The sequence below is a fragment of the Sorangium sp. So ce145 genome (genome assembly GCF_051525985.1).
GTDB lineage: Bacteria > Myxococcota_A > Polyangia > Polyangiales > Polyangiaceae > Sorangium > Sorangium cellulosum_B.
This window is the reverse complement of sequence record NZ_CP150315.1, coordinates 2,418,267-2,432,770: the sequence shown is the minus strand read 5'-3', so window position 1 is coordinate 2,432,770 and position 14,504 is coordinate 2,418,267. Positions and strand designations below refer to the sequence as shown.

General features: G+C 71.0%; 17 protein-coding genes and 1 tRNA gene. 7 read left to right on the top strand and 11 right to left on the bottom strand.

Features of this window, described 5'->3' with window-relative positions; translation table 11 throughout:
- Positions 1-56 precede the first annotated feature (56 nt).
- Both WMF34_RS09280 and WMF34_RS09275 read left to right on the top strand, forming a co-directional pair.
- The gene (locus WMF34_RS09280) at positions 57-806 is read left to right on the top strand and encodes a metallophosphoesterase family protein (RefSeq protein WP_012234400.1); all 750 of its coding nucleotides are present in this window, start codon (positions 57-59) and stop codon (positions 804-806) included.
- A 182-nt stretch (positions 807-988) separates the two neighbouring features.
- Positions 989-1,921 carry a GGDEF domain-containing protein gene (locus WMF34_RS09275; protein ID WP_012234399.1) on the top strand — a complete coding sequence of 311 codons (933 nt, stop codon included), beginning with the start codon at positions 989-991 and terminating at the stop codon, positions 1,919-1,921.
- Positions 1,922-2,052: 131 nt separating this feature from the next.
- On the opposite strand, the gene WMF34_RS09270 is transcribed toward WMF34_RS09275, so the two are convergent.
- The 3 genes from WMF34_RS09270 to fni all read right to left on the bottom strand — a co-directional run bounded on the left by WMF34_RS09270 (position 2,053) and on the right by fni (position 4,592).
- Positions 2,053-2,430: a response regulator gene (locus tag WMF34_RS09270; RefSeq protein WP_012234398.1), complete on the bottom strand. Its 378-nt coding sequence runs from the start codon at positions 2,428-2,430 to the stop codon at positions 2,053-2,055.
- Between the two features lie 2 nt (positions 2,431-2,432).
- A complete protein-coding gene (locus tag WMF34_RS09265; protein WP_012234397.1) occupies positions 2,433-3,278 on the bottom strand; it encodes a GAF domain-containing protein in 846 nt (281 codons plus the stop codon).
- A 225-nt stretch (positions 3,279-3,503) separates the two neighbouring features.
- A complete protein-coding gene (gene fni / locus WMF34_RS09260) occupies positions 3,504-4,592 on the bottom strand; it encodes a type 2 isopentenyl-diphosphate Delta-isomerase (protein WP_012234396.1) in 1,089 nt (362 codons plus the stop codon).
- A gap of 172 nt (positions 4,593-4,764) precedes the next feature.
- Between fni and WMF34_RS09255 the strand changes: the two genes are divergently transcribed.
- The gene (locus tag WMF34_RS09255; RefSeq protein ID WP_044964392.1) at positions 4,765-5,730 is read left to right on the top strand and encodes a hypothetical protein; all 966 of its coding nucleotides are present in this window, start codon (positions 4,765-4,767) and stop codon (positions 5,728-5,730) included.
- Positions 5,731-7,023: an argininosuccinate lyase gene (argH, locus tag WMF34_RS09250; RefSeq protein WP_012234394.1), complete on the top strand. Its 1,293-nt coding sequence runs from the start codon at positions 5,731-5,733 to the stop codon at positions 7,021-7,023.
- Positions 7,024-7,140: 117 nt separating this feature from the next.
- On the opposite strand, the gene rpiA is transcribed toward argH, so the two are convergent.
- The 7 genes from rpiA to WMF34_RS09215 all read right to left on the bottom strand — a co-directional run bounded on the left by rpiA (position 7,141) and on the right by WMF34_RS09215 (position 12,181).
- A complete protein-coding gene (gene rpiA, locus WMF34_RS09245) occupies positions 7,141-7,839 on the bottom strand; it encodes a ribose-5-phosphate isomerase RpiA (RefSeq protein ID WP_437993038.1) in 699 nt (232 codons plus the stop codon).
- Between the two features lie 26 nt (positions 7,840-7,865).
- Complete coding sequence (locus WMF34_RS09240) at positions 7,866-8,513, bottom strand: phospholipase D family protein (RefSeq protein ID WP_437993037.1); 648 nt, start codon at positions 8,511-8,513, stop codon at positions 7,866-7,868.
- Positions 8,510-8,953, bottom strand: coding sequence for an acyl-CoA thioesterase (locus tag WMF34_RS09235; RefSeq protein WP_437993036.1), 444 nt, complete (start codon positions 8,951-8,953; stop codon positions 8,510-8,512). The genes WMF34_RS09240 and WMF34_RS09235 overlap by 4 nt, the downstream gene beginning before the upstream one ends.
- 5 nt (positions 8,954-8,958) lie before the next feature.
- Positions 8,959-9,534, bottom strand: coding sequence for a DUF3501 family protein (locus WMF34_RS09230; protein ID WP_437993035.1), 576 nt, complete (start codon positions 9,532-9,534; stop codon positions 8,959-8,961).
- A gap of 34 nt (positions 9,535-9,568) precedes the next feature.
- Complete coding sequence (locus WMF34_RS09225) at positions 9,569-10,927, bottom strand: hypothetical protein (protein ID WP_012234389.1); 1,359 nt, start codon at positions 10,925-10,927, stop codon at positions 9,569-9,571.
- 168 nt (positions 10,928-11,095) lie between these two features.
- Positions 11,096-11,524 carry a rubrerythrin family protein gene (locus WMF34_RS09220; protein WP_012234388.1) on the bottom strand — a complete coding sequence of 143 codons (429 nt, stop codon included), beginning with the start codon at positions 11,522-11,524 and terminating at the stop codon, positions 11,096-11,098.
- A gap of 87 nt (positions 11,525-11,611) precedes the next feature.
- Positions 11,612-12,181: a Fur family transcriptional regulator gene (locus WMF34_RS09215; RefSeq protein WP_437993034.1), complete on the bottom strand. Its 570-nt coding sequence runs from the start codon at positions 12,179-12,181 to the stop codon at positions 11,612-11,614.
- Positions 12,182-12,607: 426 nt separating this feature from the next.
- On the opposite strand from WMF34_RS09215, the gene rpsU reads away from it, so the two are divergent.
- Positions 12,608-12,832, top strand: coding sequence for a 30S ribosomal protein S21 (gene rpsU, locus WMF34_RS09210; protein WP_012234386.1), 225 nt, complete (start codon positions 12,608-12,610; stop codon positions 12,830-12,832).
- On the opposite strand, the gene WMF34_RS09205 is transcribed toward rpsU, so the two are convergent.
- Entirely contained in the window at positions 12,829-13,053 is a 225-nt protein-coding gene (locus WMF34_RS09205) for a hypothetical protein (RefSeq protein ID WP_157906559.1), read from the bottom strand. The genes rpsU and WMF34_RS09205 overlap by 4 nt on opposite strands.
- Between WMF34_RS09205 and WMF34_RS09200 the strand changes: the two genes are divergently transcribed.
- Positions 13,046-14,137, top strand: a complete 1,092-nt coding sequence (locus WMF34_RS09200; protein WP_437993033.1) for a glycosyltransferase family 4 protein — start codon at positions 13,046-13,048, stop codon at positions 14,135-14,137. The two genes, WMF34_RS09205 and WMF34_RS09200, sit on opposite strands and share 8 nt — an antisense overlap.
- A 209-nt stretch (positions 14,138-14,346) precedes the next feature.
- Positions 14,347-14,421 (top strand) — tRNA-Pro (locus WMF34_RS09195).
- Positions 14,422-14,504: the final 83 nt, after the last annotated feature.

The following is a 14,504-nucleotide window of genomic DNA, read 5'->3' as shown; positions in this document are numbered from 1 at the left end:
CACCTGGCCCCACCTCGCGCCTTGGCGGCGTCGCTCTCAGATCCTATGCTCGCCGGGTGCGATTGCTCTGCGTCTCGGATATTCACGGCCACGCCGACGCGCTCGCGGCGGTCCTGGCCACGGCCGAGCGCCGAGGGTACACCCAGCTCCTGGTCGCCGGAGATCTCTGCTTTCCCGGCCCGAAGCCGCTCGAGACGTGGCGCCGGCTCACCCAGGCCAAGGCAGTTTGCGTACAGGGCGTATCGGATCGCGCCCTGGCGACGCTGGACCTCGACAAGGTCAGGGCGCGGAGCGAGCACGAGCGAGCGCGGCTCGATCGCCTGTCCCAGACGCGCACCGAGCTCGGCGAGCTGATCCTTGCGCGGCTGGCGCGGCTCGCCCCGACGTACCGCCTGCCGCTCGAGGACGGCGGCGAGCTCGTCCTGGTCCACGGCTCCCCGGCGGATCCGCTCGAGCCGATCTCTCACGACATGACCGATGAGGAGGTGCTCTCCCTGCTCGGCGACGATCCGGCGGATGTCGTGATCTGTGGTGGCTCCCACGTCCCGTTCGATCGGATGGTGGGCGGCGTGCGCATCATCAACGTCGGCTCGGTGGGCGAAGCGCCGTGCTCGCTGCGGGGCACCGTCGATCACGTGCGCGCCGGCGCGCGGGCGCCTGGCGAGCATGGCGAGCTTGACGAGCTTGTGCGGAGCGGCGCCGTCTCCGCGTATGGCGCGGGGCACGCCGACGCGACGTTCGTCGAGCTCCGGGCGGGCGAGCTCTGGGTCGAGCAGCTCGTGGTGCCGCTCGGCAGGGCTGCGTGAGCGCGCAGGTGCGCGGGAGCGCTCCGTCGGGAGCGCGCGCAAGGGCGGAAAACGCTCGAGCCGCGCGAAACGCGCGAAACGCATGACGCTCCGTCACGCACCCTACCCGACAGGGAACATCGCCTGTGCCATGCCCTCCCGCTTGAACCTATTTCAAGGATTTAGGATCATCCTCAGGGAGCATGGGCAGCTACCTCCCCGACGATGACTTCGAGGCCACGCGGGTGGCCAACGTTGGGGAACTCCACAAGGAGATCCCGGCGCGCTCGCCGAAGGACCGCGCCTACCTCATCGTGCTCGCTGGCTCGAACGTCGGCGAGATGTACCGGGTCGAGGGCGCCGAGATCGTGATCGGCCGGGCATCCGGGGCGACCATCCGGCTGAACGACGACGGCATCTCGCGGCGCCACGCGCGCCTCCTCCAGATGGACAGCCAGGTGCTGATCGAGGATCTCAACAGCTCGAACGGGACGATGGTGAACGGCGAGCACATCACGCGCGTCGCCCTGCACGACGGCGACAAGATCCGCCTGGGCTCGACGACCATCCTCAAGTTCACCTACCACGACCACCTGGATGAGTCGTTTCAGCAGCAGATGTACGACGCCGCGCTGCGCGACGCCCTCACCAAGGCCTTCAACAAGAAGTATTTCCTGGATCGGCTCGAGACCGAGGTCTCCTATGCGCGGCGGCACGGCGCGCACCTGTCGCTGCTCATGTTCGACGTCGATCATTTCAAGAGGATCAACGACACCTTCGGGCACCTCGCCGGCGACTACGTGCTTGCGAGGATCGCCAAGATCGCGAGCCACACGGTGCGGACCGAGGACGTGTTCGCGCGCTACGGCGGTGAAGAGTTCGGCATCCTGTGCCGCGGCGTGGGGCTCGAGAACGCGGGCATCCTCGGCGAGCGGCTGCGCCTCCTCATCGAGGGGTCGGTCTTCGAGCACGAGGGCGTTCGCATGCCGACGACGATCAGCGTCGGCGTCGCGGCGCACCCCGAGCTCGCGGTGCAGACCGGCATGGAGCTCATCGCGGCGGCCGATGAGGCGCTCTACGAGGCGAAGCGCACCGGCCGCAACCGCGTGCTCCTGAAGTTCGGCCCGAAGCCGTAGAGCGGAGCGCGGCTTCATCGCAGCGCCGACCCGCACGGCCGCGGCGGGGCGCCGCGCCGCCCGAGCGGCCGGTGCATGGAATCGCGCGCCCGCAGGACGCGGGCGACGGGGCGCGGCCGCCGGCGCGCGCCTCAGTCGATCTTGAGGAGCTCCTTGACCTTGGCGATGACCTGCGGGGCCTGGATGGGCTTCGTGATGTACGCGTTCGCGCCGAGCTGCAACGCGCGCTGACGATCCTCCTGAGACCCCTCGGTGGTGATGATGATGATCGGGGTGTCCTTGTGGACCGGATCCGTGCGCACGCGCTTGACGAGCTTGAGCCCGTCCATGATCGGCATGTTGATGTCGGTGATGATCACGTCGTACTTGGTCGAGGCGAGCTTGCGGAGACCGTCGACGCCATCGTCTGCCTCGGTGACGCGGAGGTTCTTCACGCGCGCCAGCGCGAAGACCAAGAGCTGCCGCATCATGGGCGAGTCTTCAACGATCAGACACGAGTACTCGGCCATGATCAGTCCTCCAGGTCCAGGAATGCCTGGACGCCAGGCACCTTCCGGCCGGCGTCGGTGAAGAGCCGCGCGTTGATGAGGGCGGGGGCGGCCTGGGCCCCGAGGAGCTTGAAGAGCTCGGTGTCCACGTTCACGAACTCCGTCTTTTGCGGGAGCGTGCTGAAGATCGCGATGACACCCACGGTGCGCCCGTTGAAGTCGAGCGGGATCACTGCAGCGGGATCCTCGATGCTCCCCTTGGAGACGTCCTTGGTCTCGTCGAAGAAGATTTCCCCCTTCGAGAATGCCTGGCCGACGACGCCTTCGGTCACCGGCATCCGCGCGATCTCCTCGACCGCGACGCCTTCGCTCGCGATCGAGACGAGCTCTTTACCATCGGGAGACGCCAGGTACACGGAGAAGGCGCCCGCCCCGAGGAACTGCGCCAGGAGCTCCTTCAGGTTGCGGAGGACATGGCGCACGTTGCGCGCCGCGTGCAGCTGCGACAGCGCGACGTACAGGTTCGCGAGGTTCGCGAGCTCTCCCTCCGCCTCCGAGTAGCGGCTGTTGAAGCGGTCCGAGGCCGCCACCATCCGCACCGACTGCGTCACAAGGTCGCGTTTCTCCTGCTCGAGCTCCTCGATCTTGCGGAGCAGATCGCGGATGGCCGAGTCGCTCGCGAGGTGCGCGCGGAGCTTGCCGTTCTCCGACTCGAGCTCGGAGATCTTGTCGCGAAGGCGCTCGTTCTCGCGGAGGAGCTCCTCGGTCAGCTGCGCCCCCTTGCGGAAGAACTGCTGAATGAAGGCATCGCGCTCCTTCTTCAGGTCCTCGGGGGGACGATCGCTCGGACGCCCTTTTTTCTCCGTCATTTTATCCCGGGGTTCTCCAGAGCTTCGGACCGTATCATGCGGGGCTGACCGGACGGAAGCGTCGAGCGCGGGCCAGAGGCGTGCCCGGCGCCCCCGCCAAGGACAGCGACCGCTGGGCGCCTTGCCGTCCCCGCCGACAACGTCGGTTCGGCCCCGCCGTCCCTACCCCGGGGACCGGACCCCGCCGTCTCGGCCCCCCTACCCCCGTTGCCCCGACCGCCACGACTACGCCCTCTCCATCCGCTTCATCTGCTTCAGCAACCGGGTCCACCTGCGCAGCTCCCGTCCGAGCAGCACGGGTGCCTTCTGGAGCGACGCGACGTCGCGCGCGCCGACGAGCAGCATGACCGCCCGGAGCTCGGCCTCGACGCTCTCGAGGTACCGCACCGCTGCGTCCCGTCCCCCCGAGACGAACGCCTGGAGGACCGGGCGCGCAATCCCGGCCGCATGCGCGCCGAGCGCGAGCGCTCGAGCGACGTCGAGGCCGCTCGTGATGCCCCCGGTCGCGATGATCGTCTTGAAGCGAGGACGGATAGCGCGGGCGATGAGCACCGAGGCGGCCGTGGGCACCCCCCACTCGCGCAGCGCCTCACCGAGGGAGCGGGCCGCCCCCTCGGCGCGGGCCGCCTCGACGGCGACCCAGGAGGTGCCTCCAGCGCCGGAGACGTCCAGGTCGCGGACGCCCGCCCGGACCAGGCGGTACGCCGTCCCCGGACCGATCCCGCAGCCGGTCTCCTTCGCGACGACCGGCACGCTGAGGCCGCTCGCGAGCCGGCCCATCGCGTCCAGCGCGCCGGCGAAGTCCCGGTCGCCGCCCGGCTGGACCAGCTCCATCGCGGGGTTCATGTGGACGCAGAGCGCGTCGGCGCCGACCTGGGCCACGAGATCGGCGACCGCCTCCGTCGACAGCGATCGCGCCTGCACGGCGCCGATGTTCCCGAGGAGGAGGGTGGTCGGAGCGTGCGCGCGGACCTCGTAGGTGGCGGAGGCGTCGCCGTTCAGCATCGCCCGCTGGCTCCCGAGCCCGAAGCCGTACCCGCGCTCCTCGGCGATCCGCGAGAGCTCCCGGTTGATCGCGTGCGCGCGCTCCGTCCCGCCGGTCATTGCCGCGATCAGGAGCGGGACGCGGAGCCGCTTCCCGAGCAGCAGCACCGAGGTGTCGATCGCGTCGAGGGAGAGCTCCGGCAACGCGTCGTGGATCAGCTCGACCTGCTCCAGCAGCGTGGTCTTGGCGCGGAACCCGACGTCGCCGGTCGCGCAGAGCTCGATGTGATCCGCTTTCCTCTCGGAGATGCCCTTCGCCTCTTCCGTCATGGGGGCACAACTTTACGCGGTCGCCGACCGCCGTCGAAAAGGAAGTGGCATGGACAAAAAAACGCCAAAATTCGCGTCCCCGAGCCGGGCGTTGCCGCCCGGCCGGCCTTCTGCTGAAGCTACCTGGGAACTACCGCGCGACCGCCGCGCAGCGGTGGCATACAGTAGCTGTATGGACCTCCCGGACGAACCGCAGATCCGCTGGATCCTTCGTACGACCGCAACGCTCCTCCAGCACGGCGCGGAGCCGGTGCGCGGGCTGGTGCAGCCGACGGCCGAGTTCTTCCCGGACGCGTTCGACGGCTCGCCGAGGACGGTGGCCGCCCTGATGCTGCGGGTCCAGGAGCACGCCGGGCTCCAGGATGTCCCGGTGGAGCTCGCGGTGGTCACCCCCGAGGGGCAGGCCAGCACCGTGAGCTGCTCGAGCGGCGCATGCGGCGGGATGGCGCTGGACACGAAGCTGGAGCGCGTCGCCCCGCGCGGCGAGGGCGGGTACCGGGTCGCGCTCTCCGCGGGCGAGCTCCGCAACCCCACGGTGCTCACGACGGCGTTCGTGCGCGCCGTGGCGTACATGTTCCTGAGCGAGGCCGGCGCCTTCGACGCGCTCGCGCCGTCGGACCGCGAGCCCGCGGTGGATCTCGCCGCCGTGCTGCTCGGCTTCGGCGTCCTCGCGACGAACGGCTCCTACCTGTACGCGAAGGGCTGCGGCGGCGTGCAGGTGCACTCGGCGACCAAGATGCCGGTCGACGAGCTCGCGCTCGCGCTCGCCGTCTACTGCCGGCTGCACGACGTGCCCGATCGGATCGCCGCGCGGCACCTCGACGTGACGCCGCGCGCCCACTTCGACGAGTCCGCCGTCTGGGCCAGCTCCAACGCCGCGCTCGTCCGCATGCTGCGCGCCGCGCCGGACCGGATCGCCGCGGACGACTACGCGATCGGCGAGTCGAGGAGCTGGCTGGCCCGCGCGCTCGGCCTCGGCAGGCGCCGGCCGGCGCGGACGGCGGAGGACGAGCTGCGCGAGCTCGAGCGAGAGCTCGCGCCCGCGGCCGGCGCGGCGAAGCCGCGATCGCTGGACGAGGGCAAGGCCAAGAAGCTTGCCGAGATCCGTGCTCTCGTGGACGAGAGCCTGGGGAGCTGAATGAGCGTACGACTGTGGGACAAAGGGGGCGCGACCGACGCCCAAATGCTGCGTTACACCTCGCGCGACGACTGGCAGCTCGATCAGCGCCTGCTCGCGTACGACCTGCGGGCCACGATCGCGCACGTCCGCGGGCTCGCGCGGATCGGCGTGCTCAGCGAGGCGGAGCGGGACGCGCTCGTCCGCGAGCTCGAGGTGCTCTCGGCCCAGAACGAGGCCGGCGAGCTGCGGCTCACCGAGGACGACGAGGACGGCCACAGCGCGATCGAGGCCGCGCTGGTCGCCCGCATCGGCGACGCGGGCAAGAAGGTGCACACCGGCCGGAGCCGCAACGATCAGGTGCTCGTCGCCACGCGCCTGTACGAGCGCGACGCGCTGGACGAGCTCGCCGAGAACGCGGCGGCGGGCGCCCGCGCGCTGCTCGATCTCGCCAGGCGCGAGGCAGAGACGCCGATGCCCGGCTACACGCACCTGCAGCGGGCGGTGCCGTCGTCGGTCGGCTACTGGGCCGCCTCGTTCGTCGAGGGGCTCGCCGACGCGATCGACGTGGTGCGCGCGACGCGGGCGCTCGTCGATCGCTGCCCGCTCGGGGGCGCCGCGGGCTTCGGCGTGAACCTCCCGCTCGATCGCGTCGGCGTCGCGCGCGAGCTCGGGTTCGCCGGCGTTGCGCTGAACCCGCTCGCGTCCCAGACGTCGCGCGGCATCATCGAGGCGCAGATCCTCGCCGCCGCGTGGCAGGTGATGGCCGTGAGCCGCCGGCTCGCGTGGGATCTCAGCCTGTTCGCGATGAGCGAGCTCGCGTTCATCCGCCTCCCGGAGGCGTTCACGACCGGCTCGTCGATCATGCCCCAGAAGCGCAACCCCGACGTCGTCGAGCTCATGCGCGCGGCGTGCTCCGTCGTCCAGGGGGCGCTCGCCGAGGTGCAGTCCATCGTGGCGCTCCCGTCGGGCTACCACCGCGATCTCCAGCTCACGAAGGGCCCCACGATGCGCGGGCTCGACGAGGCGCTCGCGACGTCGCGCCTCTTGCCGCGGCTCGTCGAGGGACTCGCGTTCGACCGGGAGCGCATGGCCCGCGCGATCACGCCGGAGTGCTTCGCCACGGATCGCGCCGTCGAGCTCGCCGTGGAGGGCGTCCCCTTCCGCGAGGCCTACCGCAAGGTCGCGGCCGAGATCGCGGCGCTGCCGGCCGGCGACGCCGCGGCGAGCCTCCGCGCGCGCGTGTCGCTCGGGGCTCCGGGCAACCTCGCGCTGGACGACCTGGCCCGCAGGCTCGATCGCCACGCGCGCTAGCTCCGCCTGTCATCAATCCCGCCATGGGCGGGCGCCGCGCTGGCGCCGCCCGCCCGAAGGCCGTGTTCCCTGGCCTCGCGTGCCAGCGATCCCCGACGGGATCCGTGAGACGCGGAGCTAGCGCTGCCGCGTCAGCTCGCGGACGGCGCCCGGGTCCGCCACCAGCACGAGGGTCGCCATGTCGAGGAACAGCCCCGTGTCGACGACGCCGGGGATGCTGCGGATGCGCGCGTCGACCGCTGCGGGCGCGTCCATCGGACCGAACGCGGTGTCGAGGATCCAGTTGTGGTTGTCGGTCTGGAAGGGATACCCGTCCGCGTTCTTGCGGATCGACGGCTTGCCTCCGAGCGCGGTCAGGTGCCGCGTGGCCGTCGTGACCGCGAAGGGCACCACCTCGATGGGGATGGGCACGCGCGAGCCGAGCTTCTCGACGAGCTTCTCGGGGGTGACGAGGATGATGAACTGCGCGGCCTCGTAGGCGACCACGCGCTCGCGGAGGAGCGCGCCGCCGAGGCCCTTGATGAGGCCGAGATCGGGCGTCACCTCGTCGGCGCCGTCGACGGCGACGTGGAGGCGCTCGACCTCCTCGAGCGACACCGTCGGGATGTTCTCGCGGCGGGCGAGCGCCTCCGAGCGCTCCGACGTGGCGACGCCCTTGATCTGGAGCCCTCGGCGGACGCGCTCCCCGAGGCGGCGGATGAAGGCCTCGGACGCCCGCCCGGTGCCGAGCCCGAGCAGCATCCCGCTCTCCACACGCGCGAGCGCGGCGTTGGCGATTCGATCGAGGTCGGAGGGGTCCGGTCCCGCGGTGCTCATGCGCTGCTCATCGGCCATCGGGACCGTCAGCGCAACGGAATTTTGTCGAGCTGGTCGAGCGGCCCCGGGCAGAGCGGCCGGAGCCTGCAGCCCTTGCACTCGGCGCCGGTCCAGATCGCCTCGAACGTCGCCTGCATCTCGTCGAGCAGGAGGTCGTCGTCGGTGAGCACGCCCGCCTCGAAGTTCCGCCGCCCCTCGCCCTTCGCCCCGAGCCCGGCGCCGGTGAGGTTGGCGGAGCCGAGGTAGAGGAGCGCGCCGTCGACGGCGATCATCTTCAGGTGGACCCGCGGGCAGCGCCGCATCTCGATCGGCGGCCGGGGCCGCCGGCGGAGCTCGGCGCGGAAGGCGCGCGACGGGACCCCGGCGTGCAGCAGGCGCAGCTCGACCCCCCGGGCGGCGAGCGCGTCGAGCAGGTCGAGGAACGACATGTACCGGCCGCGCGCCCGCGCCCTCGATCCGATGGGCGCCTCCACGCGCAGCTCCTTCACGTTCGCCGTCGCGATCCACACGGAGACGCGCGCGTTCGCGACGGCGCCCATCACGAGCGCGTCGTAATGCGCCCTGTCGCGGAGGAGCGTCAGCTCGACGCGCCGCTTCAGCAGCGATCGCGCCTTCGCCTCGGGTTCGGTCCTCGTCCGTGCCCGCGCCCGCGGGCGCGCCGGCCGAGCGCTCACGCCGGTTGACCGGCGCTGGAGGGCGCCTGCTCTAGATCGAGGTGAGCGCCGAGCAGGGCCCGGACGTCCTCCGGCATCGGGACCGACACCAGCTGCACGAGGTCGGTGGTCACCACCGTGTGCCGTAGCTCCGCCGACAGCACGCCGTCATGGGCGCGGTGCATGCGGTACCGGAGCGTGGCGCTCCGCCGGCCGATACGGACGACCGACGTCTCGATCCGGAGCGCCTGGCCGTAACGCACCGGCGCCGCGTAGTCGGCCTCGACCCGCACCGCCGGCAGCCCGATCCGCCGCTCGAGGATGAGCCCTGCGTAGCCTCCGTCGAGCGGCGCGAAGAACCGCTCCATCGCCTCGTGCGCGTAGTTGAGGAAGCGCGCGAAGAAGACGATGTTCGCGGCGTCGACGTCTTCGAACTTGATCGGGCGATCGAGGGAGACCATCGCGGCTAGGACAGGTCCTCGGCGAGCTTCTCCAGGGTCGCCCTCCCGAGCGGCGCCTTCACCGCGTAGCGCGGGTGCCCGACGACGAGCGATACCGCCGCCTTCCTCGCCTTGATCGCGGCCTGCGCCTCGGCCGGGAGATCCGCCTTGAGGTAATGCACGGCCGTCGTGCGGTCTTCCATCGATCCCTCGCGCTTGCCGAGCGCCCGCGCGGCGACGCCGTCGATCTCGATCGACACGGCGTCCTCGAGGCCCACCAGATCGATGAGCATCCGGTCGCGCAGCGCTCGATCGGGGATCTCGACGAAGAGCGTCAGGCTGAGCTGCCCCGCGCCCGGGATGAGCTCGTTGTACGTCTCGATCTCGTGAAGGATGCCGCTCTCGCTCGTGATGCGCTCGGTGCGGAGCATCTCCTGGATCTGGAAGAGCACCGAGTCGCGGTTCTCGAACACCGCGGTCAGGTGGTCTCCGATCCGCACGCGGCGGGGCCGCTTCTCCTCGATGATGCGGCTGCGGAATCGCTCGCGGATCGCCTCGTATTCGCCGATCCCGAGCACCTCGTTGCGATCGATGGGACGCATGACGCTCCTCTCCTTGACGACGTCGGACCGAGGTTCACGGCGTCGGGCCGAGCCCGTACGCGTGGGCGAGCGCCTCGACCGGGTGCAGCACCTTCGCGCCGTTCTCCTTGACCATCCTGAGACCCGCGAGGGTGCAGTCGCTGACGATGACGTCCGCGCCGGCGACGCCGCGCACGAGCTTCGACGCGTACTTGCGCCCGGTCTCGTAGTGGGCCGCCTTCATCCCCCACGTGCCGTCGACCGCCGAGCACTGCTCGATGACGCGCACGTCCGTGTCGGGGACGACGCCGAGCACCCTGGCGCCCGGGAAGCCGATCTTCTGCGCGCGCAGGTGGCACGCGGCGTGGTACGCGATCGTGCCGAGCCCCTTCTTGAACTCGCGGTTGAGCTTCTTCTCGCGGCCGAGCAGGACGAGGAACTCCATCATGTCGACCGTCGCGGCCGCGACCTCGCGCGCCTCCGCCGTCTGCAGGTACTCCGGCCACTCCTTCTTCATCGTGTAGCCGCACGTCGGGCCGATCACGACGATCTTCCTCCCCCGGCGCACGTGCGGGAGCAGGAGCGCGACGTTGTGCTTCACCTTCGCGGTGAAGGCCGCGAGATCGCCGCCGTCGAGGTTCGGCATCCCGCAGCACGTCAGCGCCCCCGCAGGGGTGTCTCGCGGATCGTCCGCCGACGAGCAGCCAGGGACGTGCACCGCGTAGCCGTTGTGCTCGAGGACGCGGACCGCCGCCTCGGGGACCGCGGGCGTGTTGTACTCGCCGTAGCAGGTCGCGAAGAGCACCACGTCGCCTTGCTTGCCGGCGCCGGCCGCGGCGCCGTGCTCCGCGAACCAGGACGAGAACGGCCTGCGCGCCATCTCCGGGAGCGGGAACTCCGACGAGATCCCGGTCACCTTCTCCTGCACCTTGCGCAGCAGGCGGCTCGCCTGCACGAGGTTCGCGAGCGGCGCGACGGCGCCGGAGCCCAGCTCGCCGATCAGCTGCGGCTCGCCGAGGATCCTGTCCACCAGCGGGATGCCCTCCCGCTGGGCGCGCACCGCGCGCTCTCGCGCGAGCACGCGCGGGAAATCGAGGAGCTCGTAGGCGTGCTCGTCGGCCGTGTACGGGCACTTGATGTAGCAGAGCTTGCACTGCCAGCACTCGTCGCCGACGGCCTTGAAGTCATCGTAGGTGAGGGCCTCGGCGCCTTCGGCGACGCCGGCCTCGATGTCCCTGTCGACGCGCGCGAAGAGCTCGGGGAACGAGCCGCAATACCCGACGCACATGCGGCACTCGTGACAGATCTGGAACGTCCGCCGCAGCTCTGCCTCGAGATCGCGGGGCTCGAGATATCGCTCGTCGTTCGGCGATGTCGCCGGTGGACGGTCTGGTGCACGCCGGATGACGCTCACTGGTCGGCTCCTCTCAACATCGTCAACATGGGGTACGGCGCGAAGGGACGGCTCGCCGCGCGGCCCGGCGCCGGACGGCCGTCGGGGCCGCGATGGCGCGCGCGCCCCGGGTCGAGTCGCCGTCGGCTCGGCGCGCCCCGGAGCGCTCGCGCTCTCGCGTCGTCGATCTCAGAAGTCGAGCGACTGCAGCGCCTTCGTGAAGCGCCCGGCGTGAGACTTCTCGGCCTTCGCGAGCGTCTCGAACCACTCCGCGATGTCCTCGAATCCCTCGTCGCGGGCCTCCTTCGCGAAGCCCGGGTACATCGTCTCGTACTCGTGGGTCTCGCCGGCGACGGCGGCCTTCAGGTTCTTCTCCGTGCTGCCGATCGGCAAGCCGGTCGCCGGGTCGCCCGCCTGCTTGAGGTAGTCGAGGTGGCCGTGCGCGTGGCCGGTCTCGCCGTCCGCCGTGTCCTTGAAGAGACCGGCGACATCGGGGCGACCTTCGACGTCGGCGACCTTTGCGAAGTACAGGTAGCGGCGGTTGGCCTGCGACTCCCCGGCGAACGCGTCCTTCAGGTTCTGGTGCGTCTTCGTGCCCGTAAGCTGCTTGGTTGTCATGGGTTCGCTCTCCTTCCTTCGGTTGAACGGCTGGGATGATGAGTCCCTGGTGCCCGCGCGGGTCGGTTCGGCGGCGCGGTGGATCCGCTAGACACGTCCAGGGCGCCGCGCCCCTCGATCCCCCGCAGGGTGGAGTCGACTGTTCGCCGCGCTTCGCCCGGCGTCTCGCGCTTTGCCGCGCGCGCCTTCGCCACCCCGGGCGCCCTTCGCGCAGGCAGCGCAGAGCCCCCGGTAGATCCGCTCGACGGCGCGGACCTCGAAGCCGGGCGCGGCAGCGAGAGGCGCGGGGGCGATCTCGTCCGAGCGCTCGGCGGATGGAGCGGGCGGCTCGCACGGCACATCGCGGACGAGCCCGCATCGATCGCAGACCGCGTGATGATGCGCCGCCATGTTCGGATCGAAGCGCGATGCGCCCGGCGACAGCGACAGCGCGGCGCACAGCCCCGCGGACGCCAGCGCGTCGAGCGTGTTGTAGACGGTGGCGAAGCTCATGGTCGGCAGCGCCGGCCGGAGCCGCTCGAACAGCTCCTGCGCCGTCGGATGCGTGGGATCCGCCGCGAGCTCGCGCACGATCGCCAGGCGCTGCGGCGTCAGCTTGAGCCCCGACGCTCGCACGCACGCCAGCATGGAGGCGATCCGGGTATCCTCCGCGACCACGCTGCGCTCGAGGCCGACTGCGCGCCCCCGGACATCGCGGGACGCCGCCCCCTTTGCAGCACCTGTCCGGGAGGTGGCCACAGCGAGATGTGTACTTAGAAAGTTTCTCAGGTGCAAGACCTAATAATTACCGACGGACAGCCAGAGAAATCTGGCGCGAATTGCGGATTCCGGCGAAACCTGACGAGCAAGACGAGCAGGACGAATCAGCGAATCAGACGGATCAGACGAATCAGGCGGGCCTGGCGGGACAGGCGAAACCGCCCGGACGGCGCGCCGTGACGTCGTGCTGCGCGACGACCGGGAGGTCTTGCGAGGCTAGAAGGCCTCTGCCATAGTGCGCGCCCCGCGCTGCCGGCCCCCGCCGGCTTGCATTTCGCCCGCCGAGTGGGCCAGTTTTTTCCCCAGCAGAGGACGCTTCGAGACATGCCGACAGACGCCATTCAGTGCAAACCGCTCGAGGTCGCCGTGGGCGACAAGGGTATCGAGCGCGCCATCAAACATCTCAAGAGGAAGATGGCCGCCGAGGGGATCCTCCGCGAGCTGAAGCGCCGTCGGCACTACATGAAGCCGTCCGTGAAGCGCCGGAAGAAGGCCTCGGAGGCCGCTCGTCGCCGCCGGAAGCGGTCGAAGATGGACATGGTCGCCTAGAGCGACCCCACCTCGCGCAAGAGCAGCCGGCCAAGACGCAGAAGACGCACACGGACGCTTGATTCGAGCGTCCGCGGCGTGCTCTGCGTCTTGTCATTTTGTTCGTCCAGCAGTTGCCCCGGCAGCGTGATGCAACCGCGGCTGCGCGCCTGAGCGACGCGAAGGCGGTGCCCGCGCCGCGCCCAGCCTGGTGAGGTCCCGATGCGCGCCGTGGTGGTCACGACGTCCTATCCTGTCAGCGACGAGGATCCCTCCGGCCATTTCGTGCGGTCGTCGGCGGAGGCGCTCGCGCGCAGCGGCGCCGAGGTCCGCGTGATCGCCGCCGGGGGCTCGATCCTCGATCCACCTTCGCGGGACGGCCGGCTCGTCGTCCATCGGGCAGGCGGGGGCGCGCTGTTCGCGTGGCCCGGCGCCGTGGCGCGCGCGCGCGAGTCGCCCCTGCGGCTGCTCTCCGTGGCGCCGTTCGCGGCCGGCGTGCTCGAGCGGCTCCGTGAGATCGGGCCGGTCGATCGCGCGGTGGCGCACTGGATCATCCCGTGCGCGTGGCCGCTCCTGCTCGCGCTTCCGCGCACGCCGCTCGAGGTGCACGCGCACGGCGCCGACGTCCGGCTCCTGCTCCGCGCGCCGCGCGCGGCTCGCGCCGCGGTGGTGAGCGCGCTCCTCCGGCGCGACGCGCGCCTCGTCTTCGCGGCGCGCGCGCTGCGCGACGCGCTCGCAGGCTCGCTCGCTCCGGAGCAGGCGCGCGCGCTGGAACTCGCCTCGCGCGTCGAGCCCCCCGTGTTCGATCTGCCGCCGGTGGCGGGGCGCGCTGCCGCGCTCCGTCGCGAGATCGTGAAGGGCCCCGGCGAGCGCCTCGCCGTCGTCGCGTGCCGGCTGATCCCGACGAAGCGGGTCGAGCTCGCGATCGAGGCGGTGCGCGCCGCTGGACCCGGGTTGCGCCTCGTCGTCGTCGGAGACGGTCCAGAGCGCGGCGCGCTCGAGCGCCTCGCGAGCCGCGGCGACCTCGATGCAGGGAGCTCGCGCGGCGCGGGCGTCACGGCGACGAGCGACGGCAACGCGGCGGTGCGCTTCACGGGCACGCTCCCGCGGAGGGAAGCGCTCGCATGGATCGGCGCAGCAGACGTGCTGCTGCACCCTTCATCGCACGAGGCCGCCCCCACGGTGATCCGCGAGGCGCGCGCGCTCGGCGTGCCGGTCATCGCCTGCGACGCGGGCGACGTGGTCGCATGGGCCAGGAGCGACGACGGGATCCTCGTCGCGGACAGCACGGCGCAGGGCCTCGCTGCCGCGCTCCGCGGCATCTGATGGCGCCGCTCGGATCGCGCGCCCGCGACGTCGCACGGAGAGCCCCGGCGTTTTCGTCGGACGATCCGCGCCCCGCGCCCGGCTGCATCCAGCGCCAAACGCCCCGTCTGGAGCGCGTCTGCGATCCTCGATGCGATGCCCTTGCAATTCCCAAGGCTTCGACTACGGTGCGCCCTCGCTCCGCACCGAAACGTGGCGGCGGAGTGGCTCGGGGCGTAGCGCAGCCTGGTTAGCGCACTTGACTGGGGGTCAAGGGGTCGGTGGTTCGAATCCACTCGCCCCGACTGGTCCGGCGGAGAGGTTCTCCGGCGGACCTTTCGGCTTTGTAGGGCTTCAGCTTTTGTCGACTGTGGATGCGCCGGACAGC

Excerpts from the sequence above, each read along its gene's own strand:
- rpsU (WP_012234386.1), top strand. The coding sequence starts at position 12,608 with ATGCCGACAGACGCCATTCAGTGCAAACCGCTCGAGGTCGCCGTGGGC.
- WMF34_RS09235 (WP_437993036.1), bottom strand. The coding sequence starts at position 8,953 with ATGGTCTCCCTCGATCGCCCGATCAAGTTCGAAGACGTCGACGCCGCG.
- WMF34_RS09230 (WP_437993035.1), bottom strand. The coding sequence starts at position 9,534 with ATGCGTCCCATCGATCGCAACGAGGTGCTCGGGATCGGCGAATACGAG.
- WMF34_RS09275 (WP_012234399.1), top strand. The coding sequence starts at position 989 with ATGGGCAGCTACCTCCCCGACGATGACTTCGAGGCCACGCGGGTGGCC.
- rpiA (WP_437993038.1), bottom strand. The coding sequence starts at position 7,839 with ATGAGCACCGCGGGACCGGACCCCTCCGACCTCGATCGAATCGCCAAC.
- WMF34_RS09220 (WP_012234388.1), bottom strand. The coding sequence starts at position 11,524 with ATGACAACCAAGCAGCTTACGGGCACGAAGACGCACCAGAACCTGAAG.
- fni (WP_012234396.1), bottom strand. The coding sequence starts at position 4,592 with ATGACGGAAGAGGCGAAGGGCATCTCCGAGAGGAAAGCGGATCACATC.
- argH (WP_012234394.1), top strand. The coding sequence starts at position 5,731 with ATGAGCGTACGACTGTGGGACAAAGGGGGCGCGACCGACGCCCAAATG.
- WMF34_RS09255 (WP_044964392.1), top strand. The coding sequence starts at position 4,765 with ATGGACCTCCCGGACGAACCGCAGATCCGCTGGATCCTTCGTACGACC.
- WMF34_RS09270 (WP_012234398.1), bottom strand. The coding sequence starts at position 2,430 with ATGGCCGAGTACTCGTGTCTGATCGTTGAAGACTCGCCCATGATGCGG.
- WMF34_RS09265 (WP_012234397.1), bottom strand. The coding sequence starts at position 3,278 with ATGACGGAGAAAAAAGGGCGTCCGAGCGATCGTCCCCCCGAGGACCTG.